Source organism: Enterobacter sp. RHBSTW-00318 (assembly GCF_014101375.1).
Classification (GTDB): domain Bacteria; phylum Pseudomonadota; class Gammaproteobacteria; order Enterobacterales; family Enterobacteriaceae; genus Enterobacter; species Enterobacter ludwigii.
Genome location: NZ_JABXQH010000001.1, coordinates 567,998 through 592,671 on the forward strand (window position 1 = coordinate 567,998; position 24,674 = coordinate 592,671).

The 24,674-nt window shown below is 55.4% G+C and carries 21 protein-coding genes and 2 pseudogenes; 9 read left to right on the plus strand and 14 right to left on the minus strand.

Going from position 1 to position 24,674, the window contains the following annotated elements; all coding sequences use genetic code 11:
• Window positions 1-51 precede the first annotated feature (51 nt).
• The 3 genes from HV157_RS02770 to HV157_RS02780 form a co-directional block, all read right to left on the minus strand.
• Window positions 52-1,071, minus strand: coding sequence for a Zn-dependent oxidoreductase (locus HV157_RS02770; RefSeq protein WP_025204304.1), 1,020 nt, complete (start codon window positions 1,069-1,071; stop codon window positions 52-54).
• 14 nt (window positions 1,072-1,085) lie between these two features.
• The gene (rspA, locus tag HV157_RS02775; protein WP_020884262.1) at window positions 1,086-2,300 is read right to left on the minus strand and encodes a starvation-sensing protein RspA; all 1,215 of its coding nucleotides are present in this window, start codon (window positions 2,298-2,300) and stop codon (window positions 1,086-1,088) included.
• 113 nt (window positions 2,301-2,413) lie between these two features.
• Window positions 2,414-2,740, minus strand: a complete 327-nt coding sequence (locus HV157_RS02780; RefSeq protein ID WP_025204305.1) for a YnfA family protein — start codon at window positions 2,738-2,740, stop codon at window positions 2,414-2,416.
• Between the two features lie 152 nt (window positions 2,741-2,892).
• Between HV157_RS02780 and HV157_RS02785 the strand changes: the two genes are divergently transcribed.
• Window positions 2,893-3,231, plus strand: a complete 339-nt coding sequence (locus HV157_RS02785; protein ID WP_182268537.1) for a DUF1283 family protein — start codon at window positions 2,893-2,895, stop codon at window positions 3,229-3,231.
• The gene (gene speG, locus HV157_RS02790; protein ID WP_014169885.1) at window positions 3,231-3,791 is read left to right on the plus strand and encodes a spermidine N1-acetyltransferase; all 561 of its coding nucleotides are present in this window, start codon (window positions 3,231-3,233) and stop codon (window positions 3,789-3,791) included. Before HV157_RS02785 ends, speG begins: the two co-directional genes overlap by 1 nt.
• A gap of 16 nt (window positions 3,792-3,807) precedes the next feature.
• Here speG and HV157_RS02795 read toward each other — a convergent pair whose 3' ends face one another.
• Window positions 3,808-4,554 (minus strand): YnfC family lipoprotein, encoded by a 747-nt coding sequence (locus HV157_RS02795; RefSeq protein WP_032670404.1) that lies wholly within the window; start codon window positions 4,552-4,554, stop codon window positions 3,808-3,810.
• A gap of 387 nt (window positions 4,555-4,941) precedes the next feature.
• Between HV157_RS02795 and catA the strand changes: the two genes are divergently transcribed.
• The 3 genes and pseudogenes from catA to HV157_RS02810 form a co-directional block, all read left to right on the plus strand.
• Complete coding sequence (catA, locus tag HV157_RS02800) at window positions 4,942-5,640, plus strand: type A chloramphenicol O-acetyltransferase (protein WP_182268536.1); 699 nt, start codon at window positions 4,942-4,944, stop codon at window positions 5,638-5,640.
• Window positions 5,641-5,807: 167 nt separating this feature from the next.
• On the plus strand, window positions 5,808-6,101 hold the full coding sequence (locus HV157_RS02805; protein WP_014169881.1) for a DUF1161 domain-containing protein: 294 nt from the start codon (window positions 5,808-5,810) through the stop codon (window positions 6,099-6,101).
• Window positions 6,102-6,257: 156 nt separating this feature from the next.
• Window positions 6,258-7,682: pseudogene (locus HV157_RS02810) on the plus strand (molybdopterin-dependent oxidoreductase); the annotation flags it as partial.
• Window positions 7,683-8,397: 715 nt separating this feature from the next.
• Here HV157_RS02810 and HV157_RS02815 read toward each other — a convergent pair.
• The 6 genes from HV157_RS02815 to HV157_RS02835 form a co-directional block, all read right to left on the minus strand.
• Window positions 8,398-9,387, minus strand: a complete 990-nt coding sequence (locus HV157_RS02815) for a hypothetical protein (protein WP_182268664.1) — start codon at window positions 9,385-9,387, stop codon at window positions 8,398-8,400.
• 72 nt (window positions 9,388-9,459) lie between these two features.
• Complete coding sequence (locus tag HV157_RS02820; RefSeq protein ID WP_182268534.1) at window positions 9,460-9,951, minus strand: hypothetical protein; 492 nt, start codon at window positions 9,949-9,951, stop codon at window positions 9,460-9,462.
• A 205-nt stretch (window positions 9,952-10,156) separates the two neighbouring features.
• Window positions 10,157-10,375 (minus strand): hypothetical protein, encoded by a 219-nt coding sequence (locus HV157_RS26210; RefSeq protein WP_024184170.1) that lies wholly within the window; start codon window positions 10,373-10,375, stop codon window positions 10,157-10,159.
• A gap of 1 nt (window position 10,376) precedes the next feature.
• A complete protein-coding gene (locus HV157_RS02825) occupies window positions 10,377-10,943 on the minus strand; it encodes a hypothetical protein (RefSeq protein ID WP_079934165.1) in 567 nt (188 codons plus the stop codon).
• 812 nt (window positions 10,944-11,755) lie between these two features.
• Window positions 11,756-12,472 (minus strand): HNH endonuclease, encoded by a 717-nt coding sequence (locus HV157_RS02830; protein WP_052686864.1) that lies wholly within the window; start codon window positions 12,470-12,472, stop codon window positions 11,756-11,758.
• Window positions 12,473-12,925: 453 nt separating this feature from the next.
• On the minus strand, window positions 12,926-14,518 hold the full coding sequence (locus tag HV157_RS02835; RefSeq protein ID WP_182378395.1) for a site-specific integrase: 1,593 nt from the start codon (window positions 14,516-14,518) through the stop codon (window positions 12,926-12,928).
• A 57-nt stretch (window positions 14,519-14,575) separates the two neighbouring features.
• Here HV157_RS02835 and HV157_RS02840 point away from each other — a divergent pair.
• The 4 genes and pseudogenes from HV157_RS02840 to dmsD all read left to right on the plus strand — a co-directional run.
• Window positions 14,576-15,610: pseudogene (locus tag HV157_RS02840) on the plus strand (molybdopterin dinucleotide binding domain-containing protein); the annotation flags it as partial.
• Between the two features lie 10 nt (window positions 15,611-15,620).
• On the plus strand, window positions 15,621-16,238 hold the full coding sequence (locus tag HV157_RS02845) for a DMSO/selenate family reductase complex B subunit (RefSeq protein ID WP_014169373.1): 618 nt from the start codon (window positions 15,621-15,623) through the stop codon (window positions 16,236-16,238).
• Window position 16,239: 1 nt separating this feature from the next.
• A complete protein-coding gene (locus HV157_RS02850; protein WP_182268531.1) occupies window positions 16,240-17,094 on the plus strand; it encodes a dimethyl sulfoxide reductase anchor subunit family protein in 855 nt (284 codons plus the stop codon).
• A gap of 42 nt (window positions 17,095-17,136) precedes the next feature.
• On the plus strand, window positions 17,137-17,751 hold the full coding sequence (gene dmsD / locus HV157_RS02855; protein ID WP_020884270.1) for a Tat proofreading chaperone DmsD: 615 nt from the start codon (window positions 17,137-17,139) through the stop codon (window positions 17,749-17,751).
• Between the two features lie 18 nt (window positions 17,752-17,769).
• Here the strand turns inward: dmsD and atzF are convergent, their stop codons facing one another.
• The 4 genes from atzF to HV157_RS02875 form a co-directional block, all read right to left on the minus strand.
• Window positions 17,770-19,569 (minus strand): allophanate hydrolase, encoded by a 1,800-nt coding sequence (gene atzF / locus HV157_RS02860; RefSeq protein WP_182268530.1) that lies wholly within the window; start codon window positions 19,567-19,569, stop codon window positions 17,770-17,772.
• Window positions 19,566-23,168, minus strand: coding sequence for an urea carboxylase (gene uca, locus HV157_RS02865; RefSeq protein WP_182268529.1), 3,603 nt, complete (start codon window positions 23,166-23,168; stop codon window positions 19,566-19,568). Before uca ends, atzF begins: the two co-directional genes overlap by 4 nt.
• Before the next feature lie 151 nt (window positions 23,169-23,319).
• Window positions 23,320-23,952 carry an urea amidolyase associated protein UAAP2 gene (locus HV157_RS02870; protein WP_025204312.1) on the minus strand — a complete coding sequence of 211 codons (633 nt, stop codon included), beginning with the start codon at window positions 23,950-23,952 and terminating at the stop codon, window positions 23,320-23,322.
• 11 nt (window positions 23,953-23,963) lie between these two features.
• Window positions 23,964-24,671, minus strand: a complete 708-nt coding sequence (locus HV157_RS02875; RefSeq protein ID WP_182268663.1) for an urea amidolyase associated protein UAAP1 — start codon at window positions 24,669-24,671, stop codon at window positions 23,964-23,966.
• Window positions 24,672-24,674 lie beyond the last annotated feature (3 nt).

Genomic DNA, 24,674 nt, shown 5'->3' on the forward strand with positions numbered 1-24,674 from the left:
GATGCGTACCACTCAGAGCCTGTCTGCGCAGGCTCTTAACCGCGTGAATTATTATTGCCCGAACGTGAGTAAGACTTTGCAGCACTGCCGCTGGTCTTTTTCAAACCGTTCGATGGCGTCTGTTACGTGGTGATAGTCAAAAGTGTGGGTGATCAGTTTGTCCGGGTCGATCAACCCCTTTTCCAGCCAGTCGATGACGACGGGGAATTTGTTGGCATTCAGCCGTGATGAGAATATCGCCAGCTCTTTTCCGGTGATCCCCTGCTGAACAATCTGGCTTGGGTCGCTGGAAAACCCCATCAGCACGATGCGTGCCGCCGGAGAGGCAATTGTGATGGCTTCCTGTAAAATTGTCGGATGACAGGCTGCGTCAATAATAAGCGTCGGTTTGATCCCTTTTTCTTCCAGCGCCGCCTGTAACGACAGCTCTGCGTTGTTGAACACCCAGTCCGCGCCGCTGCGTTGCGCCATCGCCAGCCGTTCATTGATCCGATCGACAACGATAACCTGCTTCACCTTATAGACACCTTTCAGCGCCTGGACGGTGACAAGCCCCATGGGACCTGCGCCGTAGATCAGGGCGATATCCTGCCCGGTGGGTTGTGCGTGCCCCGTCACGTTAGCGGCAATCGTGAACGGCTCAATCATTACCGCGTGTTTATCTGGAATAGCATCCGGAACAACCCAGGCATTTTTTGCCGGTACGACGGCATACTCACTAAAGCCTCCGTCGCGATGAACGCCCAGCACCACCAGAGAGGTACAGACATTGGGTTTGCCCACGGAGCACGGATAGCAGTGTCCGCAGCTGATCACCGGGTCAACCGAGACGCGCTCGCCCACGCGGGCCGGGTCAACTCCCTCACCAACGGCATCAATCTCACCAAAAAATTCATGGCCAATCACGCGCGGGTATCGCGCAAACGGATTATGCCCGCGGTAAATATGGCTGTCTGAACCGCAAATACCGGCCAGTTTGACGTTGACGCGCACTTCACCTGCCGCGGGTTCCGGGAGTGGACGATCTTCAATCACCAGTGCATTGGGTTGTTGAATCACTACGCTTTTCATCGTTCGCTCCTCGTTTACCAGTTCCACAACGTGCCATCTTCGAGACGGGCAACCGGAAGATAGGCAGGATCGTACGGGTATTTCGCCGCCAGTTTTTCGTCAAATTCAATACCCAGCCCGGGTTTGTCGCCCGGATGCATATAGCCATTATCAAAGCGCCAGCTGTGCGGGAAGACCTCCAGCATTTGTTCGGAGTAACCCATATATTCCTGTACACCAAAGTTTGGCACCCACAGGTCAAAATGCAGCGCGGCGGCGTGGCAAACAGGCGACAGATCCGACGGTCCATGTGAACCGGTACGCACCTGATAAAGCGAGGCGAAGTCCGCGATGCGCCGCATGCCGGTGATGCCGCCCGCGTGGGTAATGGTGGTGCGGATATAGTCGATAAGCTGCTCTTCAATAAGCTGCTTGCAGTCCCAGATGCTGTTAAACACTTCCCCAACCGCAATCGGCGTGACCGTGTGCTGACGGATCAGACGGAAGCAGGCCTGGTTTTCCGCAGGCGTAGGATCTTCCATCCAGAACATACGGAATGCTTCAATGCTCTTACCGAATCGCGCCGCCTCAATCGGGGTCAAACGGTGGTGCATGTCGTGCAAAAGATGCTCATTAAAGCCAAATTTACTGCGCACCGCATCGAACAGCTTCGGTGTGAAATCGAGGTATTTTTCAGTGGACCAGAGCTGCTCTTCCGGCCAGTCACCTTTAGTGGCGGGCTCGTAGGCCAGCCCTTTACCTTTCGACATGCCATAGGTGGTTTTCATACCCGGCACGCCGCACTGGACGCGGATTGCCTTAAAGCCCATCTCTTTATGCCGGGCGTAATCTTCCAGCACGTCATCGATGGAGTGCCCGGTGGTATGACAATAGACCATCACCCCTTCCCGGGATGCGCCGCCCAACAGCTGGTAGAGCGGCATATTGGCCGCTTTGGCTTTGATATCCCACAGTGCCATATCCACGGCGGAAATGGCCGACATGGTGACCGGACCACGACGCCAGTAGGCGCCTTTATAGAAGAACTGCCAGATATCCTCAATGCGGTGCGCATCACGGCCGATCAACTGCGGGCAAAGGTGATCTTTCAGATAAGAGGCCACCGAAAGTTCACGTCCGTTGAGGGTGGCATCACCCAGGCCGACGATGCCCTCGTCGGTGGTAATCTTAAGGGTGACAAAGTTACGCCCCGGGCAGGTAACAAAGACTTCAGCCCCGACAATCTTCATAATCCATTTCCTTACATCGCTCATTGTGATGCTGGAAACTTACTCTTCTGCACTACTACCATACAAGTATAATGATCATAAAATCAGCGAACGGTCACAAAAAAATCGGGCGCTCAGGCGCGCCCCCATCCGGCAACAATAATCAACATGCCGCACAGTGCAACCAGCGCCCCGGCCCAGTCATACGCGCTGAGCTTCACACCATCCACCACGCGTAACCACAGCAGCGCGGTACAGACATAAACCCCGCCATAAGCGGCGTAGACGCGCCCGCTGGCCGCCGGGTGCAGCGTCAACAGCCAGACAAACAGGGCCAGCGCAATGCCCGCCGGGATCAGCAGGAATACAGTTGCCCCCTTCTTCAGCCAGAGCCACGGAAGGAAGCAGCCGATGATTTCACACAGCGCGGTGGCAAAAAAAAGCAGAGTGGTTTTGAGCATATTTACGGTCATGTGATGATTTATTTAGACATCATACCTGATGATATCGTTTACTTTTCCATACCCGTGCCGCGGGTATGCCGTTATTTCTCTTTGGTGTAGAATCTGAACGGGATAACTTAATTATCTGCGCCCATTTAAAAGGAAACGCTATGACTACATTAAGCAAACGCCTTTGTCTGACAGCCCTGCTGGCGCTGTCATCGTTCGCCTTTGCCGCCTCTGCCACCGCTGAAACCAACAAACTCATTATTGAGTCTGGTGACAGCGCGCAAAGCCGTCAGAACGCCGCCATGGACAAAGAACAATGGAATGACACCCGTAGCCTTCGCCAGAAGGTGAACAAACGTGTTGAAAAAGAGTGGGACAAAGAAGATGTCGCTTTCGACGCGCGCGATAAGTGTCAGCAAAGTGCCAACGTTAACGCCTACTGGGAGCCAAATACCCTGCGCTGCCTGGATCGTCGTACTGGCCGCACGGTCGCGCCATAATGTCAGTGCATTGTGACGTTAAGCTCCGCCCGCTGGAGCGTGAAGACCTGCGCTTCGTCCACCAGCTCGACAATAACGCCAGCGTGATGCGCTACTGGTTCGAAGAGCCTTACGAGGCGTTTGTTGAGCTGTCGGATCTCTACGATAAGCACATTCACGATCAGAGCGAACGCCGTTTTGTCGTGGAGTGTGAAGGTGAAAAAGCCGGTCTGGTGGAACTGGTTGAGATCAACCACGTTCATCGTCGGGCAGAATTCCAGATTATCATTTCACCTGAGCATCAGGGGAAAGGTCTTGCCACGCGGGCGGCGAAGCTGGCGATGGATTACGGATTCAACGTCCTCAATCTCTACAAGCTTTATCTCATCGTGGATAAAGAGAACGAGAAAGCAATCCATATCTACCGCAAGCTGGGCTTTATGGTGGAAGGCGAACTGGTTCACGAGTTCTTTATCAACGGTGAATACCGCAACACCATTCGCATGTGCATCTTCCAGCATCAGCACCTGGCCGGACACAAACCGTCAGGCGCCAGCCTGCTGAAACCCACCGCGCAGTAACCTGCGCGGCTTTTTCTCAGTAGTATTCAATACTGTTCTTAATGGTGTACTTGCGCTCAACGGCGGGCTTCACGCTGTTGTCGGTGATTGTCAGATCGCAACTCACCGGATTATTGTGTCGATCGTAATCGCAGCTCTGATTGACGTTGCCCAGCGGCTTGTCATTCAGCATGCTCACGGCGGAGTAATCCATTCTTTTGCGAAGGTCTTTAGACGGCGTCGACTGGACGGATAAATGCTGGTCCCCGGAGACGGTGGTTTTCCCCAGCGGATAGCCATCCGCATCATAGCGGTACTTCACTTCCATCTCTTTGCCGTGCGCCGCCACCACAAACCCATTATCGTCGGTATCCCACGTTACGCCCGCCGACGGCAATTCAGCCAGCTGGCATTTCCCCTGCAGTTTCACTTTTCGCTGCTGGGTTTCCGCATCAAGGTAGTAATTAGCATCCAGTACCAGCGCCACGCCGGTATTGGCCTCGAGGTCGTGCAGTTCGAGGGTATCGAAACACCCTTCCGTCGACATCGTGCCGGTTACCCGTTTGGAGACTTCACCTTTGTCGTTGAACAGTGTCTGGGTAAAGTCTTTTACCGGGCCGCGCAGAGGGTCAAAATCAAATTCATTGGAGAAGCTCGCCATCTCGGGCGTAAACGACAGCGGCGCGGAAGGGTTGTCGCACCCCACCAGTGTTGCTGCCAGTAGCGTTATCGCTGCGTAGTTCTTCACATCATTTACCGAATCAGGGAGAGTATTCCCGATCATATTAGCAAATACCGTTGTTCACACGATAGCAAAATGTCAGGCGAAAAGAGACGTACAATCAATGCATTAATCTCTCTTACCCTCTGCAAAACCTCGCCAGAACGAGAAGGCGCTGTGCCCGCCGTTGAACAGGAAACACACCTGCTTTGAGCGCATGACGGATATTCTGTGACATATTAACAACATGAAAACGCCGGCAGATTGCGCCATCTAACTTTATTCTTTGATATATTAAATGTTTACCATCCCCTTTCTTCCTCTATAAGGATGCGCTACCCTCACAAATGCGTTCGCGTCCAAAACCGCCTGGAATCTCTATGCTTTCTTTATTCATGAAAAAACGTAGGCAAAACGCTGATTTTTGATTGCTCATCAAAGGTTAAAAAAATGAAAAAAACAATCCCTGCATATACGCCTGTTGACTTATCACGTTGGGCCAGAAAAGAACATTTCGAGGTATTTCAGTCCTTTGCTCAATCTACATTTAATCAAACTGTTCAAATAGACATCACCGCATTGCTCAAGGATATAAAAGAACTGGGCTGGAAATTTTATCCGACGATGATTTCCCTCCTTTCTAAAATCGTCAACAACCATTCGGAATTCCGTATGGCCATGAAGAACAATGAACTTGTCATATGGAATGAAATTCATCCAAGCTATACCATTTTCCATAATGAAACGGAGACCTTTTCTTCTTTATGGAGTCACTTCGATGGCAATATTGATCATTTCCAGAACGTTTATTCGGAAGATGTTGCTCGCTATGGTAATAGCCTTTCTTATTGGCCGAAGGAAGAGTCGCGGGAAAATGTATTTTTTGTGTCGGCGATCCCCTGGTCAAGTTTTACCAGTTTTAATATCAACGTAGCTAATATGAAGAACTTTTTTGCCCCCATGTTCACGATGGGGAAATACGACAACCAGGGTGGAAAAGTATTGTTGCCCCTCGCCGTGCAGGTCCATCATTCCGTGTGCGATGGTTTCCATGTGGCAAGATTGTTCAATGAGTTACAGGCGATGTGTGATGACTTACGGCATCACTCCGGCGAACGCCAGGTGCAGAGCAAAACGCAACGCGCTTAGCGTCGCGATGCCGGGCGGGTATCACCGCCCGCAGGACGTGTTGATGGAAATTGGGGAAAATGAGCGCAGGAAACCTGTATAAGATTGTTCAGAAAGTTATCCCCAATAACAAAAGCTTACACGAACCCTGCTAAGCTTAACCGACACACAGAGAAAAGGAGCTACAGATGAAACGGTTACCCTGGATTACCGCCCTGCTGTTAATGAGCGCTTCTACAGCGGCTCTGGCTGCCCCGGATTCCTGCGAGCGCGTAAAAAGCGATATTCAGCAGAAAATCATCAATAACGGCGTGCCCGAGTCCGGCTTTACGTTGAATATTGTGCCAAACGATCAGGCTGACCAGCCGGATGCACAGGTAGTCGGTCATTGTGCGAACGATACCTTTAAAATTCTCTATACCCGCACCGGTAGCGGTGCCGCATCAGGGATGCAGGATAATGGTCAGGGCGAACCTCAGTGATTTTAATCACTTTCTCGCGGCCAATTCCCTTTGACTTGATGAGGATTAATATTTAATACCTCCAAATAAGTAACATTCACCCCATCATTAGCCCGGTTGTAATCACGGGCGAAAATAATACGCAATTAATACGCAATTAAAATGATGGGGTGAGTTATGTCCGATGTCGAAAATCACGGCGGGATCAGCCGTCGAACGTTGGTTAAATCCACTGCAATAGGCTCTCTGGCACTTGCCGCCGGAGGGATCTCACTGCCTTTTGGCCTCAAACGCGCCGCTGCCGCGGTACAAAACGCCGTAAAGCCCGCTGAAGACAAAGTGGTCTGGGGTGCCTGCTCGGTCAACTGCGGGAGCCGTTGTGCGCTGCGTCTTCACGTCCGTGATGAAGAAGTTTACTGGGTCGAAACGGATAACACCGGTGAGGATATTTATGGCAATCATCAGGTTCGCGCCTGCCTGCGCGGGCGTTCTATTCGCCGTCGGATCAACCACCCCGATCGTCTGAACTACCCCATGAAGCGCGTAGGGAAACGCGGTGAAGGCAAATTCGAGCGTATCTCATGGGATGAAGCCCTGGACACCCTTACCCGCAGCCTGAAAGATGTCGTCGAAAAATACGGCAACGAAGCGGTCTACATTAACTACTCCTCCGGCATTGTGGGCGGCAATATCACCCGCTCCTCCCCTTATGCTTCGCTGGTCGCGCGTCTGATGAACTGCTACGGCGGCTTTTTAAGCCACTATGGCACCTACAGCACCGCGCAAATAGCCTGTGCAATGCCCTACACCTACGGCAGCAACGACGGCAACAGCACCTCAGATATTGAAAACACGAAGCTGGTAGTGATGTTCGGCAATAACCCGGCAGAGACGCGAATGAGCGGCGGCGGGATAACCTATTATCTCGAGCAGGCCCGCGAGCGCTCTCACGCGCGCATGATCGTCATCGATCCGCGGTACACCGACACCGCCGCCGGGCGCGAAGACGAGTGGATCCCGATTCGCCCGGGGACGGACGCCGCGCTGGTCGCGGGTATCGCCTGGGTACTGATCGACGAAAACCTTGTCGATCAGCCGTTCCTCGACACGTACTGCGTCGGCTATGACGAAAAAACGCTGCCGGAAGGTGCGCCTGCTAACGGGCATTACAAAGCGTATATTCTCGGTCAGGGTGACGATGGCATCGCCAAAACGCCGGAATGGGCCTCGCGCATCACAGGCATACCGGCCGAGCGCATCATCAAGCTTGCACGGGAAATTGGCAGTACCAAACCGGCCTACATCTGTCAGGGCTGGGGCCCCCAGCGCCAGGCCAACGGCGAGCTGACCTCCCGCGCCATTGCCATGTTGCCGATTTTGACCGGAAACGTCGGTATCAACGGCGGTAACAGCGGCGCACGTGAATCGACCTACACGATCACCATTGAGCGTATGCCACTGCCGGATAACCCGGTGAAAACGCAAATCTCATGCTTTAGCTGGACCGACGCCATCGCGCGCGGACCCGAAATGACCGCCCTGCGCGACGGCGTGCGGGGAAAAGAGAAGCTGGATGTGCCGATCAAATTCATCTGGAACTTCAAGGACTTGAAGCGGACCCTTAGTAGGCCTGAGGTCCTGCATTGAGTCAAGACCTTGTGTCATTCTTTGTGCCAGACTTGTGTCATTAGACGGGATGTCTAGACGGCTGGTCAGGACCCCCGGTGGCCTCGGTCTGGACTTGAGGTGGGCCTATGGGGGGAAGTCTGCTGGCTTAATGTATTAGATGGTCATTCACATTTTTCTGTCAGAAACCATCGGTCCCACTGTGAGTCCAAACCTAAGGACCTAGAAGTCCACCCACAGCCTTAGACAGAGTGTCGAACACATCCACACCGAGTCGACCAGAGAGGACCATGTAGAGACCCACAGAGAGGAACACGAGTTTATAGACCAGAGTCAGGAGGGACTTCAGGTCTGCGGAAGTCATAGACATAAAGCCCCTATCTGTTATGTTATATTATTACATTAACAACAGGTCCAGACCATTGGTCCAGACCATAGTTAGTTAATCACAGTGATAGCCCACCACCTGAAGTCCTGCTGATATTCAGTCCAGACTTACCTCTGCTCATGGTCTTACCTCCCTCGGTCTCCTGACCTTGGGTATCGACTACAGCTTGCTGAGCGTCATCTGGAGGAGCTACAGGAGGAGCTACAGGAGGCGGGACCGAAGCCCCACCTTGAGTCCCAGCACCACCTGTCAGGCCCTTGGCGATGGACCTGAAGCCTTTACTAATGCTCTTACCCATTGGTCTTACGCTTCGGTCTTGGTGAACTTCAGGCGTTTGACTACAGGCAGGACGGCAGTAGCTGAGCCAGTGCCCATCTTGACGGTCGTAGCAGCTTCAGCGACAACGAACACTTTACCGAGGATTTCCAAGTCGTGGGACTGAGAGTCGCCATCACGTGAAAGGACGACCGTAATATTCTCACCGTCGTGACGGAAGCAGCCGAAGCTCAGGGCCGTGAAGCGTTTAGCCAACATGAACACACCTTTGTCCTCACCGTTGTAATACGCGATGTCGGTACCCAGCATATCCACGATAGCGTCTTCACCAGAGAAGCCCTGCTTAGCAGCCAGACGAGAGAGAGCCTTGATGTGTGACTCATGGGCGATAATGCCATAGTCAGAAACCTCAGAACCGAAAGATGGCTCGGTGTTGTCATACAGAGCGTCCATGATAGCGTCTGCCTTAGCGGTCAGGCTACCAGTCAGGACAGGAAGCTCTACGGTCTTCAACAGTTTGGAGGACTCCAGAACGTCGACCATGCGAGCGTTGATGGTACGGACCACATTCTCACAGATGTTCATAGCGTCCTGCTGAAATGTGCCCTGAGTGAATCCGGTGGATGACTTGGCGTCCCAGAGCTTGGTCTGCTCAGAGATGAGAATAGCCTGCTCGATTGGTTCGACCACGATTTCTTGTCCAGACGGAACGGTCACGACTTCAGGTCGCTTACCACCACGGACAGGAACGACCACAGAGCGATCAGCCAGAGTGTGAGCAATGATTGGAGTAGGCAGGCTATTGCGGGTAGGCAGGACTTCTACAGGGAACGGGATGTTCTCCTGAGCAGATTTCAGCACACCATTCAGCATTGTCTTAACCAGTTTAGCCAGCTCAAAGGCGTAGACCTGAGGGTCTGCGTTAGTTGGCAAACCTTCGTTAATCTGAATGTTGTCGGTGTCGGTGATACGTACTGGCTCAATGCCGAACTGGAAAGCGTCTTTAATCGTCATAATAATCAATCTCCTGAATTAGTTTGGATACTGTGGGTCCCGACATCGGGTCAGGACCACTTGTGTGTCTGTGTCTTAGAGGCTGTCCATCCAGTTGTCCGTGGACTCAATGTCAGCGACCATAGAAGCACGGGAGCGCCCAGCGGAATGGGTAGCACTGCGGAGGTGCTCACCATAGGTCCGGCGTTCAGCTTTGACCTGTTCACGGCGCTGTAGCTCTTTCTGCCACTCTGCATCAGTCATGTTCTCTTCACGCATACGCTCAGCCTGAATGCGCTGCTCTTTAGCAATACGCTCGGCTTCGACTCGCTTGTTCTGCTGGCGGCGACCATAGGCGGTCATCAGGTCATTACTGAAGAAGTTACCAATGGTCACGCCAGCTTCAGCCAGAGCTTCCAGTAACTCCATCGCCTCGCGGCTGGTGGACGGTAAGCCTGACAGGTAGCCCGGAATCAGGGTCTTAATCGCCAGAGACAGCGGATAGGACTGACCGTCCAGACTCACAGTATTTTCATAGGGATTGATGTCGGTGACTGATAGTTTCCAGTCGTTGTTGTTGAATAACATAAGGTAGTACTCCTATTGAGAAGGTGAGAACTATCGGTATCGCAGACACAGTTATGCCTACGGGTCTCCCCGCATCGGTCATTCTCAAAAGGTGTTTAAATTAAGGTGGTTTACCAGCAGGAAAACTTTTCCGTCTGGCTCAATGCGTCGAAACTTCGGTCAGCAGACGATAGGTTTATGCGGCGGTTTTTCTGCCCCATAAGGTTCAAGACTCCAGTTCACTAGCTGCGCTAGACTTCGCAAAGGCTCGGCGTAACTGATTGTCTAAATCACGGTCCACCAACATAGCTATCAGCTCGTCTCGACTGTAGTACGGGCGTTCGGGGTCTTCGACTCCAAGTCTCAGCAGGGACAGCAGATGACGTGTAGGCAGACCACGGTAACGAAGGGTCGCTTTGCCGATAGGTGTACGAGGGTCAATCATCTTAGAGTCCCTCCACTCGGGACGCCCAGACGCTCCCTGTAGGGATGAGACTCAGCGCCATACCTTTGGTCATGTGACCAGCTTTAACAGCCTTATACAGTCGCTCAGGCTTGCGTCCGTCCGCTTTGCTAAACAGGGTAGACATCTGGTGATGGGCGTAGTCTCGGTCAGCGTTAGAGTGTCGCTCCAGTAGCTCAGCTTCGGCGTGATAGCCCAGCTCAACCATCTTGTTAACGACAACGGTCTGGACTTCAGGCATTGCCAGAACAGCTTCAAAGGCAGCGTAGACCATGTCCTCGAAATCATGAGAGACCCATCCGGCATACTTCATGGTCACTTGCTTGTCAGCCAGAATATAATCATGACCCAGCTCATTACGAGCGGACCGCATTTTTTGCGGGACGGTAGAGAAACGCTTAGCGTCTTTGGTCCTCCACTCGGAGGGAGACTTCCCGCGATGCAGCTCCAGGGTCTTCCAGATTTCGGTCAGGTTCCACATCCCGTCCTCATTCGCTTTGAATGGTTGACCATCGATGTAGATGATGTGGTTAGCGTTAAGCTTTGACATATCGTTGTACTCCTTTTGTTATGTCTCCTGAAGTCACACCCTGAAAGCCTACTCAAGCCCCCAACGATAGGGAGACTCACAGGCAACAGGAGACATACAGAAAGACTTGAGGATTGATGAGGTCGTGTGAAAACCAGAGATGACCATAGCGGCTAATAAAAGGAAATTTTCCTCTTTTGAGGACTGCTCAGTTTTGAGCGCGTTAAGTTCTTCGACCATAGAGACGAAGGTTGCAGGCCGCATGTCAGGACGAGCTGTAAGGACTCCAGATGGTGAGCGGTGATAGACTTAAGCCAATGAGACGACTAAAGAACGCTAACGAGCTGGAGGTCGATACAGGAGGTCTGACAGAGGCGGACTGCTGGCCTTGCTTACTTAGGAGAAAGACTTAATGTCGGGAGAGCTTCCGCATAACTTGACGCATCAAGACCAGAGGCGGAATGTATGGTCTCCCGATAGTGAGGGTGTAATCTTTCTAACAGTGATAGTTAAGCCCTACCACTGGTCATACATACATACCCAACCGCAAGCAACGACCCAATGTATACAGGGTCCCGATGCTTGAAGTCTGGACTGTAGGTAGTAATAGGAATTGTGTTACCACAATCATAATAATGACTTTGGATGAGCCTAAGGTACTAACTTCAGTCTGCCTCCTTAGGTCTTAACTTAAGTCTAACCTTAAGTCGGCATCTATTGGTCTGCCCCCCTACCCCCCATCGCTGGTTGGTCTGGTCTCAGTGTCTGCCCGTTCTTCCTACTAGTGAGAGTTTATTACAGGCCAGAGCAGGCGCCGCTCTCAGCCTAATGACTCACAGTTGAATAAGGTCAGACTCAGCTACCGAATGTCGCTTACCATCGGCTGTTTGCCTGTACATTTGACCAGTAGCGCGGTTTAGTCGGACGTGAGCTGGCTTACCGCCAGTCAATACCTTACCGAGGACAGGTCCAGTCTGGTACTTGATGTCCGCAGCCTTCTGGTCCTTCTCCGTCCACTCGGTCCAACCATCAAAAGCAAACTCCTTGTGATGTTCTTGACGCAGCTCCTGAAGGAAGAGAATCAGGTCGGAGACTGAAGGCGACAACCGCGTGTAGTGTCGACCGCTAAGACGAAGCATAGCCCGATATTGGTCAGCTTTGGCGTAGTAGCTAATGCCCTTAGGCAAATAGTTCTGACGCTTACCGCCGTGACTATCTGCGTTCCATCGGTTCTCCTGATACGTGCAGACCCGTAGGTTGTCAGGATGGTCATTGAGACGATTACCGTCGATGTGGTCTACCACGTACCCGTCAGGGATGCGGCCTTTACACAGGCTGTAGATGACTCTGGAGCGACGATAGGTCTTACCCAGTACATTCACATTGGCGTAGCCTTGCTCACTTACAGCGAAACTCACAGGCTCTCCGGTTGCACGCCTGGATTTGCCGTAAGGTTTCTTAACTCGGAGTAGCTCCGGTATGGTTGAGTCGAAAGTTAGATAGTCGTACAGGCGAGTGCGGAAAGTGTCGGACTCGTAGCGTTTAGACATGTGATGTCCCTCCGTGGAAAGGTTAACGATGTGATTAGATTAAGTGTGGAAGACTTCCCGCATGGACGCTCCGCAAAGGACCAGAGGCGAGGCTGTGAGCTGGCGAGCAGCTAACGTTAATCTCCTGATAGTGAGGATGTAATCCATCCTACTGTGATAGTTAAGCCCCTCCTTATAGATTCCCTTGACAAAAGCATATAAATCATGTAGAGAGACCTAAGATGACTTTTATTTCAAACACTAAGCGAGTTCAACATGGCGACAATAATTGGGCTGGGTGTCATCCTGCTAGCGTTACTTGGGCATATATGGTCCCAGACAAAAAGAATAGAAAAGCTGGAATGGAACAACTGGCGGTTATCAGCAGAAAATGAAAAGCTGAAAAGTGAGCTTACCGCTAGGGACTAAGGGTCGCCCACCTTAACGACCCATCGCTTACCGCCCACTCAAGGACTACGGGGTCGACAACGCTACAGCCAGCGCATCAGCCAGACGTCCTACCGCGTGTCCCTTCCCGTACAGGTCGTAAGTGATTGACTGCGAGCTATGACCTAAGATGCCTTGAGCGTCCACCAGATTGACTCCACGCTCTTTCATACGGGTCGCCAGCCAATGCCTCAGACTATGAAGCGAGACGTTATCAGCGTCTGGCAGGGCCTCAGTCAGGACCCTTGAGTTAAACCAGTTAGAGTAGGCGCTCGGTGTCATCCCGAAGAGAGGACCATCATCAGGCTGAGCGTCTACCCACGACAGGAAGGACGTCAGGTCAAACCCATAAGCGCCATCGGTCAGCGGTACAAGTCGGACTGAATGCTTGTTCTTTACGGACTTCCCGTCCCCATCTTCATTAATGTCGATACAGACCAGTCCATTGTCCAAGGTTACAATGTCACGTTTAGTCAGGTGGCAGACCTCAGCAGACCGAGCACCAGTGACCACAGAGACCAGAGTCGCCCACCTGCGAGCCTCAGAGGTCGTGTGAGCGGTATGTCGTGTGAACTGATACTCAGCCTCTACCCGGACAAGAAGTCTCTCCAGCTCCTCGTCAGTGAATGCTCTACGCTTGGAGTCGATATCCTTGGTCAGCTTCATCCGTTCAATAGGGTTGCGGCCCTCAAGTTGCCCATTCATCAGGCCATAATCGAGACACATCTTCGCTTTGGTCAGCAGCTTGTTGATTGTCGATGGTCTCACCTCAGAAGCCAGCATAGCGTCCCTGACAGCCAGCCACTCAGAGCGAGACATCAGGTCCATGTCTTCAGGCAGGAACCGGGAGACAGTATTTAGTGAGGACGAGAGGTCCTTGTAGCTGGAGGACTTCAGGGTCTGGACCTTCTCAGCCAGCAGTGAGGACACAAGCTCAGAAAAACTACAGATAGCGACCTCAGGTTGGCGCTCCTGCGTGAATACTTCTGGGCTGACTCCCTGCTCGTTACTCAGAATTGCCATAGAGTCGCATATAGTTGAGTAATCCGTAGGGTTATTCATCACAATATCAATCAGGCCAGAGGTATCACCAGTGTCTACCCTCTGCTGTGCTGCGGTCAGGACTTCAAGCGCTAACCTTATGCCCTTCTGCTGGTCCAGACTCAGAGCCTGCGTAGCTGCTAGCTCCTTCAGGTTCGACTTCTCGTCCACCAGAGTAGCGACCTCAAGTCCATTCCAGTAGTCATCACTAGCGTCTGTCAGGAACTGCTCAGCCATAGACCGGAGGTGGTCCGTAAGCTCCTGTAGCGAGACTTCAGGTCTATCCAACATGAAGGCCTTAGCTGTGGCTGCAAGCTCTCTCTGACGCATTTTGGCTACTCTCCTGTCTGTGCTGCGGGTCGATACTGAAAGAAACGGTGTGGTCTGTCCCTTGAGTCTGAAGCGGATAGTATATCGACCATTGGCTCTACGGACTAACTGAGGCTTAGCTACGCCGAGTAGATTGATTTGTGTCAGCCTTGTGTCAGGACTTGAGGTGTAGACTTGCTGATACAGATAGGGAGACCCAGAGAAATAACTGGATGGATATACAGTGTTATCATGATTAATGTCAGTCATATCAGGACCTTAAGTAGCATTGAGTCAACTACTTCAAGTCCATCCATCCGTCTGGCAATGGAGTTCATCTGGAACTACGCTGGCAACACCATCATCAACCAGCATTCCGACATCAACAAAACCCACGATATTCTGCAGGACGAGAGTAAATGCGAAACCATCGTGGTGATCGACAACTTTATGACCTCGTCGGCGAAATATGCTGACATCCTGCTACCCGATTTAATGACCGTTGAGCAGGAAGACATTATTCCTAACGATTATGCAGGCAACATGGGCTACCTGATTTTCCTTCAGCCCGTGACCGCGCCGAAATTTGAGCGCAAACCGATCTACTGGATCATGAGTGAAGTGGCGAAACGCCTCGGCCCGGATATTCATCAGCGATTTACCGAAGGACGTACCCAGGCGCAGTGGCTGCAGTATCTGTATGCCAAAATGCTCGACAAAGATCCGCAGTTGCCGTCCTATAACGAACTGAAAGAGAGGGGTATTTATAAGCGTAAAGATCCGGCCGGGCACTTCGTGGCCTATAAAAAATTCCGCGATGATCCGCAGGCTCATCCGCTCAACACCCCCTCGGGCAAGATTGAAATTTACTCCAGCAAGCTGGCAGAGATTGCGGCTACCTGGGAGCTCGCCGACGACGAAACCATCAGCCCGCTGCCGGTCTACGCCTCGACCTTCGACGGCTGGGACGCCCCGGAACGCCATAAATTCCCGCTGCAGCTCTTCGGCTTCCACTTCAAAGCCCGCACCCACTCCAGCTACGGCAATGTCGACGTGCTGAAAGCCGCCTGCCGTCAGGAGGTCTGGCTTAACCCCGTGGACGCGGCGCAACGCGGCATCAAAAATGGCGATACGGTGCGCGTGTTTAACGATCGCGGCGAGGTACGCATCGAAGCGAAAGTCACACCGCGCATCATGCCCGGCGTGAGCGCGATGGGCCAGGGAGCCTGGCATGACGCCAATATGAACGGCGATCGTATCGACCACGGTTCATGCATCAACACCCTGACCACGCACCGCCCGTCACCGCTGGCCAAAGGTAACCCGCAGCATACCAATCTGGTGCAGATCGAGAAGGCGTAAGGAGTAAGTGATGACCACTCAGTATGGATTTTTTATTGATTCCAGCCGCTGCACCGGGTGCAAAACCTGCGAGCTCGCCTGCAAGGATTACAAAGATTTAACCCCGGACGTCAGCTTCCGTCGTATTTACGAATACGCGGGCGGTGACTGGCAGGAAGACAACGGTGTCTGGCACCAGAACGTGTTTGCCTACTACCTGTCGATTGCCTGCAACCACTGCGAAGACCCGGCCTGCACCAAGGTCTGCCCGAGCGGAGCGATGCACAAGCGTGACGACGGGTTCGTGGTGGTGGATGAAGATGTCTGCATCGGCTGTCGCTACTGCCACATGGCCTGTCCGTACGGTGCCCCGCAGTACAACGCCGCCAAAGGGCATATGACCAAGTGCGACGGCTGCCACACTCGTGTGGCAGACGGCAAAAAGCCGATCTGCGTGGAGTCCTGCCCACTGCGCGCGCTGGATTTCGGTCCTATCGACGAGTTGCGTAAAAAACATGGTCAGCTGGCGGCCGTCGCGCCGCTGCCGTCCGCGCACTTCACGAAGCCAAGCATCGTGATTAAACCTAACGCCAACAGTCGCCCGACAGGGGATACCACCGGCTACCTGGCAAACCCGAAGGAGGTGTGAGATGGGAAGTGGATGGCATGAATGGCCGCTGGTGATCTTCACCGTCTTCGGACAGTGCGTCGCCGGGGCATTGATCGTTATGGGGCTCGTCTGGCTTACTGAAAAAGACGACGCGGTGAAAACACGCCTTGTCCGCAGTATGTTCTATCTGTGGCTGGTAATGGGCATCGGATTTTTGGCGTCCGTGCTGCACCTTGGCTCCCCGCTCCGGGCCTTTAACTCGCTCAACCGCGTGGGTGCTTCGGCGCTCAGTAACGAAATTGCCGCGGGATCCGTTTTCTTTGCCGTTGGCGGTTTCTGGTGGCTGGTATCCGTTATCGGTAAAATGCCCCCGGCACTGGGTAAAATCTGGTTGGTCGTTAGCCAGATCCTGGGCGTTGTCTTTGTCTGGGCGATGACCCGGGTTTATCAAATTGATACCGTACCGACCTGGTACACGGGTTACACCACGCTGGCCTTTTTCCTGACGCTGGTATTGGGAGGGCCGCTGTTTGCAGCCCTGTTGCTGCGCGTGGCAAACACGACATTTAAAAGCACATTCGCGGCCTCTGTCAGCGTGCTGGCACTCCTGGCCTGTGTGGCGGTCATCGTGCTGCAGAGCAATGACCTGGCGACAATCCACAGTTCCGTTCAACAGGCGAGTGCCCTGCTGCCTGACTATGGCGCACTGCAAATCTGGCGTATCGTACTGCTTGCCGCCGGACTCGGCTGCTGGTTGTGCCCGCTGATGCGTCGGCAGGAGCCTAAAGCCCTCGCTCTTTTTGCAGGCGTGATACTGGTCGTCGTGGGTGAACTGATTGGCCGTGGTCTTTTCTATGGTCTGCACATGACCGCAGGTATGGCGATTGCGGGTTAACACAGTCGCGCGGGCTACTCCGCGCGAGCAAGGAAGGTAGTCATGAAAGAAGTCTCACAGCGTGATTCGTTCGCGTTCAGCGCCCGGGTACTGGGCGCGCTGTTTTATTTTGCTCCGGATAGCGAGCAGACTGCGCCGCTGGTGCAGGCACTCACCGCAGGCGACTGGATTCAGGACTGGCCGCTGGCGCCGGAAACGCTGCAGCCCGTTGCAGATGCGTTCAAAACGCCATCAGATGAAGCGTTGAAAGATGCCTGGCAACGTCTGTTTATTGGCCCTTACGCCCTGCCGTCACCGCCATGGGGTTCCGTCTGGCTGGATCGGGAATCCGTGCTCTTCGGCGACTCCACCCTCGCGCTGCGCCAGTGGATGCGTGAAAACAACATTGCCTTCGAGATGAAGCAGAACGAACCGGAAGATCACATCGGTACCCTGCTGTTACTGGCCGCGTGGCTGGCAGAAAATGGCCGCGACGCTGAACGCGACCAGCTTCTGGCGTGGCACCTGCTGCCGTGGAGTACCCGCTTCCTGTCCGTGTTTGTTGAAAACGCCGGGCACCCGTTCTACACCGCACTGGGCAAACTCGCACAGCTGACGCTCGCGGACTGGCAGGACACGTTAATTATTCCGGTCGCGGAAAAAACGCTCTACCGCTAACGCCAGCACCTGGCTTGCTCACTGTTTCCGGGCAAGCCAGGCTCTCCAGCCACCAAATTCCGTGATATCCCGTGCCCCCTCCAGGCCATACGCCTCGCAGATAAACCCGGTCAACCACCGTCCGTCCTGCAGCTCGATTTTTCCCAGCCCCAGAGGTGCGGGGATCCCGGCGAGAAACGACCCCACTTCGCTGTGCGGTAGCTCCCAGACTTCGACCGCAATCCCGGCCCCCTGGTCTGCCACCCGAACCATTCCGGCACGTTTACCGTCCGCCAGCGCATACAGACGGTAATAAGGTGCGCTGGTGGTCGCGTCTACAAGGCGTGCTCCGCGCTCACGTAACTGAACATTGAGCGCCAGACCGTCCATATGCGCACCGCAGACCACTATCCGCAGGCGGTCATGGGTTGCGGTGCAGGTCGGCGCGTCGTCCAGCATGGCACGATTGCCCGGTAACGTTAATTTTGTGTGACGTTGTAACGCATCGGCCAGACTGAGCAGATACTGATCGGTAAACGCGCGGCCAAACAGCGTGACGCCGGATGGCAGCCCATTGTTCATTTCACCGACCGGAACCGCTACGGCGGCATAGTCGAGCAGGTTCATAAAGTTGGTATAGATGCCCAGCGCCGAGTTGCTTTTAACCGGTTCATCGGCCAGCTCAGCCAGACTCACCGGGCGGGGATACGTCGGGATTAATACGCAATCCAGGTCGGCCATCATGGCATCGCACTCGGCTTTATACCGCTGGAGTTTGTACTGCGCGTCAAACGCCGCCACCGCAGTGGCTGCAGGCGCGTTTTGCAGGACATCACGGATAACCGGCAGCACCGCGTCGGGCTGGCGTTCAATCAGCGCACCCGCGAGGTGATAACGCTCGGCGACCCACGGGCCGTCATAGAGCAGTTTCGCGGCCGCCAGAAACGGTGCAAAGTCGAGAGTCACGGGCACGCCCCCCAGCGCGATAAGCCTCGTCTTTGCGCGGTGATACAGTGCCTCGCTTTCTGCACAGCCGAGAAACTCCAGCGTCTCCGGCACGCCAAAGCGAAAGCCCGCAGCAGGGACACCAAAAGCCTGCGGGCCGTTCCACGCCGGGTTGGACCGGCTGTATTCGTCACGCGGATCCAGTCTCGCCGTGAGTGCCAGCAGCTGGCTGGCCTCTGCTGCCGTCGTGGTGAAAAACGTGACGCAGTCCAGCGTGCGGCAGGCAGGCACAACCCCTGCCGTGGAGATGAGTCCTTTGGTTGCTTTGAGGCCGACCAGATTATTCAGCGAGGCCGGTACGCGCCCGCTGCCGGCCGTGTCCGTTCCCAGTGCGAAGCTCGCCAGACCCAGGGCGACCGCCAGCGACGACCCCGCGCTGGATCCACCGGACGGGTAATCCGGATGAACGCTGTTACGACATGGGCCATACGGCGAACGCGTACCGTTTAAGCCGGTAGCGAACTGATCTAGGTTAGTTTTCCCCAGAGGAATCGCCCCCAGCGCAATCAGCTGCGAAACTATCGTTGCATCCTGTTCTGCCCGATACGCAAATGCCGGACAGGCGGCGGTGGTGTCGATACCCGCCAGATTGATATTGTCTTTGATGGCAAAGGGCACGCCGAACAGCGGCAGCGCGTCCGGCGCTACGCCCTCCAGCGCGGCAAGGTACGGCTCCAGCTCTTCAGGGGTGAGCAGATAAATAAAAGCGTTAAATGACGGGTTCAGCGCCAGCGCGCGCTCGCGTAATGCCGTTATCACCTCACGCGGGGCGATCTGGCCTTCACGGTATGCCTCTGCCAGCACAGAGAGACGTAAATCATAAAGAGGCTTCATGCTGTTTTCTCCAGAACGACCACGCACTGGCCCGCCCGCACCGACGACCCCGGCTGGACACGGACCTGACTGACCACGCCGTCCTGAGTGGCAACTAACGGGATTTCCATTTTCATCGACTCCAGCACCACCAGCACATCGCCTTCGCGCACGGTGTTGCCGACCACAACGTTCACCTGCCACAGGTTGCCGGCAACCGGGCTTTCAACACCGGATTCTCCCGACCGTAACGGCGCGTCGTCACCGTCATCCGTCGTTTCGTCGCTGCTGTCAAAATGCGCCTGCCCGCCCGCTATCCAGCGCTCACGCTCGGCATTAAACGCCGCCTGCTGATGCGCACGGAATGCCTCAATCTCAGGTGCTTCGTCAGCCAGAAACTGCTGATACTCCGCCAGTTTCAGCGTGGTGTGTTCAATACGCAGCGGATAACGCCCCAGCGGGAAATCCCGGCGGATGGTTTGCAACTCCCCGGCTGAGACCGGATAAAAACGAATTTGATCGAAGAAACGCAGCAGCCAGGGCTTGCCGCCGAAATCCTCTACCGTGCGATAGCGATTCCACATCTGCAGGGTTCGCCCTACAAACTGATACCCGCCCGGCCCTTCCATACCGTAGATGCAGAGGTATGCCCCACCAATGCCCACCGAGTTCTCCGCCGTCCAGGTGCGCGCCGGGTTGTATTTGGTGGTCACCAGACGGTGTCGCGGGTCGAGCGGCGTGGCCACCGGCGCGCCGAGGTAGACATCCCCCAGCCCCATCACCAGATAACGGGCGTCGAACACCGTTTTATACACTTCATCAATGTTAGCCAGATCGTTTATGCGACGGATAAACTCCAGGTTACTCGGGCACCACGGCGCATCGCGGCGCACGGTGGTCATGTATTTGTCGATGGCTTTCTGACACGCCGGATCGTCCCAGGAGAGCGGCAGCCAGACGATGCGCGATGGCACGTCCAGCGAGTCCTGGTCACAAACGCCCTGCCACAGCCCGGCGATCACCTCCAGCAGGCTATCCAGGCGCAGCGTTTCCGGCTGATAATGAATTTGCAGGGAGCGGATCCCCGGCGTGAGATCGATAACGCCTTTCAGCGCCCGGTCCTCCAGCGCCTGCATCAGCGCGTGGCCGCGAAAACGCAGCACCAGATCCAGCTCAGGCTCGCCAATCTCCAGCAGCAGATGGGTATCACCCGACACTCTCGCCACCAGACGTTTATCGGCCGTCCCCTGCGTCAGCACAATCGGTGAGTCCAGCCCGGCAGGTTGCCACGTGACAGGTTGCGGGGTCAGACTGGCGATTTGGCGCTCCTGCGCCTGCGCCAGCCGTCGCGCGGTGGCAATATCCACCGGCACAAAGCGAACGTAATCTCCCGCCTTCAGTTGCCCTACCGCGTGCAGATCGGCCTCGATGATGGTGACCGGACAGACAAACCCGCCCAGGCTTGGGCCATCCGGGCCGAGGATCACCGGCATATCGCCGGTAAAATCCACCGCGCCGATGGCATACGGATTGTCATGAATGTTCGACGGATGCAGGCCCGCCTCGCCGCCGCTGTCGCGAACCCATTCCGGTTTCGGGCCAATCAGGCGTACCCCCGTCCGGCTGGAGTTGAAATGCACTTCCCATTCGGTGGCGAAAAACGTCGCGATGTAATCCGGCGTGAAATACTCCGGCGCACCGTGCGGGCCGTAAATCACCCGCAGTTCGCGCACCGCGTCCAGCCTCGTGTGCAGCGCCTGCGGCAGCGGCGCGTCCGCTACTGGCTCGGTTAACGGCGCCAGGTGCAAAATGTCACCTGTGCGGAGCGCCCGTCCGGCGTGCCCCCCGAACTGCCCCAGCGTGAAGGTGCTTTTACTGCCAAGATATTCCGGCACGTTAAACCCGCCGCGCAGGCAAAGATAGCTGCGCACGCCCTCACCGCGGATCTCTCCCATACGCAGCGTCATGCCCGCACGGACGCGAAAAACGTGATTATTGGCCAGCGGTTCACCGTCCAGCGTGAGCGCAATTTCAGCGCCCGTCACCACCAGCTGCGCATCGCAGTTGAATTTCAGCGTCGGGCCGCTGAGGGTGATCTCAAGCGCGGCGGCATCGTCTTTATTGCCCAGCAGACGGTTACCCAGACGCAGCGCCAGGCTGTCCATTGGCCCGGATGGCGGAACGCCAACCGCCCAGTAGCCTGTGCGTCCCGGGTAATCCTGTACCGTGGTCTGCGTACCGGCGCTGAGCACCTCCAGCGTGGACGCCTGGTACATCAGGTGCTCAACACAGCGGGTCCAGGGCTCACCTGCGGCAAACGGCGCGAAGGTCAGGATCTGCTGCAGATAACTGCGGTTGGTTTCAACGCCATAAAGACGGGTCTCCCCCAGCGCGGAATGCAGCACGCCGATGGCGGCTTCGCGTGTCGGCTGCCAGGCGATCATTTTGGCTAACATGGGGTCAAAAAACGGCGGGACTTCGCATCCGGCCTCAACCCAACTGTCGATGCGTAGCGTAACGCGGTCATCGGGCGGGAAAGCCACGTCGGTGAGCAGTCCCGGTGAAGGCTGGAACTGGCGGCCCGGGTTCTCGGCATAGATCCTGGCCTGAATGGCATGCCCCTTCGGTTTCAGGGTGTCACGCAGTGTCGCCAGTGGCGGCAACGTTCCGGCGGCAAGTTCGATCATCCAGCGCACCAGATCCACACCCCACACCTGTTCGGTCACGCCGTGCTCCACCTGCAAACGGGTATTCACCTCAAGGAAGTAAAAGCGGGCGGCGTCGCTGTCATAGACGAATTCAACGGTGCCCGCGCTGCGGTAGTTGACCGCTTTACCCAGCGTTATCGCCGCCTCGCACAGTGCCTGCGCCATGCCCGCCGGCAGGTTTGGCGCGGGCGTCTCCTCCAGCACTTTCTGGTTACGCCGCTGCACAGAGCAGTCGCGCACGCCGAGGGCAATCACCTCGCCCTTGCCGTCGCCAAACAGCTGTACTTCCAGATGACGCGCCCGCTCAATGTACTTTTCGATAAAGACACCCGCGTCGCTGAAGTTATTTTTCCCCAGACGCACTACCGCATCGAACGCGTCACGCAGCTCTTCTGCGTCATAGCAGACGCGCATACCGATGCCGCCGCCTCCCGCTGTGCTTTTCAGCATCACCGGATATCCCACCCCGGCGGCAGCGTTGACGGCCTGGTTAACATCGGCCAGCAGGTCGGTGCCCTCCAGCATCGGAACACCGTGCGTTTTCGCCAGCGCGCGAGCGGTATGTTTTAGCCCAAACAGACGCAACTGTTCCGGCGTGGGGCCCACAAAGGCAATCCCCGCGGCGTCACACGCTTCGGCGAACGCGGCGTTTTCCGAGAGAAAACCGTAGCCCGGATGAATGGCCTGTGCGCCGCTGGCTTTCGCGGCGGCGATGATCTTCGTGCTATCCAGATAGGTGTTCGCCGCCGGGCCATCGCCCAGACTCAGCGCTTCATCGGCCTCGCGAATATGCAGGCTGCTGATATCCGCCTCGGAATAGACTGCCACACCACGAATTTTCATGGTGCGCAGGGTGCGTAAAATGCGGCAGGCTATCGCCCCGCGGTTCGCAATCAGGAGTGTCGTCAACATAGGTCAGACTCAATCGTGGCGGGTCGTCCCGCCGAAAATCGGCTCACCCATGGTCGTCCATGGGGAAAAAGCGGTTACGGCAGAATGCGTCCGGCACGGACTTCAAACAGGCGGTACAGCGCCTGGCGCAGTCGCTGCCAGCGGGTGGGCGTCAGTTCCATACCAGCACCTCAGCAGGCGTTGGGTTCCAGCCGTTGCAGGGGTTATTCAGCTGTGGACAGTTGGAGATCAAGACAATGACGTTGCACTCGGCGCGCAGGTCGACGTATTTCCCCGGCGCGGAGATGCCATCTTCAAACGTCAGCCCCCCCTCTGGCGTCACCGGCACGTTCATAAAGAAATTGATGTTGGCCGTGATGTCGCGTTTTTGCAGACGTCCATCGTGCAGACAGGCGCAGAGGAAGTTATCGCGGCAGCTGTGCATATGGCGTTTATCGAGGGCGTATCGCACAGTGTTGCTCTCCTGGGCGCAGGCCCCGCCGAGGGTATCGTGACGCCCGCAGGTATCGTCGATAATGGTCAGCAGGGGGTTACCGAGGCTGGAGTACAGGACGCTGCCACGCGTGAGATAGGCGTTGTTCTGACGGCGCAATGTGCGCTGTGCATCGTAACGTTCACGCGGGTTATCGGCATTGTAGAACAGCGTGTCGACCGCCTGGTTACCTTCCAGGTCGAGCAGGCGCAACGTCTGCCCTTGTTTCACCTCGAACAGGTACGGTTCACCTGCCGGGATCACGTGGCGAAATACCGCGTCTTGCACATGCTTTTCAGAGATCATGGTCATTTTACTGCTCCTTACAGGGCGAAAATCCGGGTATTGGTCATGGCGCGTTCGTTTTCCGGGCGCGTCAGAAGTGCGTTAACGGCCCCCTCTTCATCCTCAGCCTGTCGCCAGCTCAGCGCGACCGGTCGTGGGGCATATTCCCGGGACGGATCCATCGGATGCTGCAGCGCGGTCATCACCACAAGCGTGTCCATGGGGGCGTACAGCTCCACGTAACTGCCCGGCTGCGAATAACCGCCGTGGAAGGTGAACTGACCGCGGTCATCGACGGTGACTTTGCTGAAGAAGTTGACCACCATCAGCAGATCTTCGAGGTTGAGATCCCACTTACCCATCTCCACCAGCAGGTTGTCCGTTCCGTTTCGGTAAAACCCGTTACGCAGTTCCTGATAGCGTCCCTGGCCATACTTTTCAGTCACCTCGGCGGCGTTCAGTACGCCGCCAAACGGGTCATGCCAGCCGCAGGTATCTGCGGTGATGCCTGCCAGCACGCGTCCCATGTCGGAGTAAAAGCAGTGTCCGGCGGTCAGACGCGCGGTGTGCTGGCCTTTCAGGGTGTCGGGCAGGTTCAGACGTTCACTTTTCTCGTGCGGATTCAGCATCAGCAGGCTGACGTTTGCTCCACCTTCAATGTCGGTCATACGCAGGATCTGCCCGCGCTTAAGCACAAACGAGAGGTGACCGCCGCCGGGCAGGATCTCTTCACGTAACATGGTCATGGT

Coding starts and splice junctions, on each gene's coding strand:
- uca (WP_182268529.1), bottom strand. CDS start 23,168: ATGTTGACGACACTCCTGATTGCGAACCGCGGGGCGATAGCCTGCCGC.
- HV157_RS02780 (WP_025204305.1), bottom strand. CDS start 2,740: ATGCTCAAAACCACTCTGCTTTTTTTTGCCACCGCGCTGTGTGAAATC.
- speG (WP_014169885.1), top strand. CDS start 3,231: ATGTCAGTGCATTGTGACGTTAAGCTCCGCCCGCTGGAGCGTGAAGAC.
- HV157_RS02820 (WP_182268534.1), bottom strand. CDS start 9,951: ATGTTATTCAACAACAACGACTGGAAACTATCAGTCACCGACATCAAT.
- HV157_RS02770 (WP_025204304.1), bottom strand. CDS start 1,071: ATGAAAAGCGTAGTGATTCAACAACCCAATGCACTGGTGATTGAAGAT.
- HV157_RS02835 (WP_182378395.1), bottom strand. CDS start 14,518: ATGACTGACATTAATCATGATAACACTGTATATCCATCCAGTTATTTC.
- HV157_RS02870 (WP_025204312.1), bottom strand. CDS start 23,952: ATGACCATGATCTCTGAAAAGCATGTGCAAGACGCGGTATTTCGCCAC.
- HV157_RS26210 (WP_024184170.1), bottom strand. CDS start 10,375: ATGATTGACCCTCGTACACCTATCGGCAAAGCGACCCTTCGTTACCGT.
- rspA (WP_020884262.1), bottom strand. CDS start 2,300: ATGAAGATTGTCGGGGCTGAAGTCTTTGTTACCTGCCCGGGGCGTAAC.
- HV157_RS02795 (WP_032670404.1), bottom strand. CDS start 4,554: ATGATCGGGAATACTCTCCCTGATTCGGTAAATGATGTGAAGAACTAC.
- atzF (WP_182268530.1), bottom strand. CDS start 19,569: ATGAAGCCTCTTTATGATTTACGTCTCTCTGTGCTGGCAGAGGCATAC.
- catA (WP_182268536.1), top strand. CDS start 4,942: ATGAAAAAAACAATCCCTGCATATACGCCTGTTGACTTATCACGTTGG.
- HV157_RS02875 (WP_182268663.1), bottom strand. CDS start 24,671: ATGACCATGTTACGTGAAGAGATCCTGCCCGGCGGCGGTCACCTCTCG.
- HV157_RS02845 (WP_014169373.1), top strand. CDS start 15,621: ATGACCACTCAGTATGGATTTTTTATTGATTCCAGCCGCTGCACCGGG.
- HV157_RS02785 (WP_182268537.1), top strand. CDS start 2,893: ATGACTACATTAAGCAAACGCCTTTGTCTGACAGCCCTGCTGGCGCTG.
- HV157_RS02805 (WP_014169881.1), top strand. CDS start 5,808: ATGAAACGGTTACCCTGGATTACCGCCCTGCTGTTAATGAGCGCTTCT.
- HV157_RS02830 (WP_052686864.1), bottom strand. CDS start 12,472: ATGTCTAAACGCTACGAGTCCGACACTTTCCGCACTCGCCTGTACGAC.
- dmsD (WP_020884270.1), top strand. CDS start 17,137: ATGAAAGAAGTCTCACAGCGTGATTCGTTCGCGTTCAGCGCCCGGGTA.
- HV157_RS02850 (WP_182268531.1), top strand. CDS start 16,240: ATGGGAAGTGGATGGCATGAATGGCCGCTGGTGATCTTCACCGTCTTC.
- HV157_RS02825 (WP_079934165.1), bottom strand. CDS start 10,943: ATGTCAAAGCTTAACGCTAACCACATCATCTACATCGATGGTCAACCA.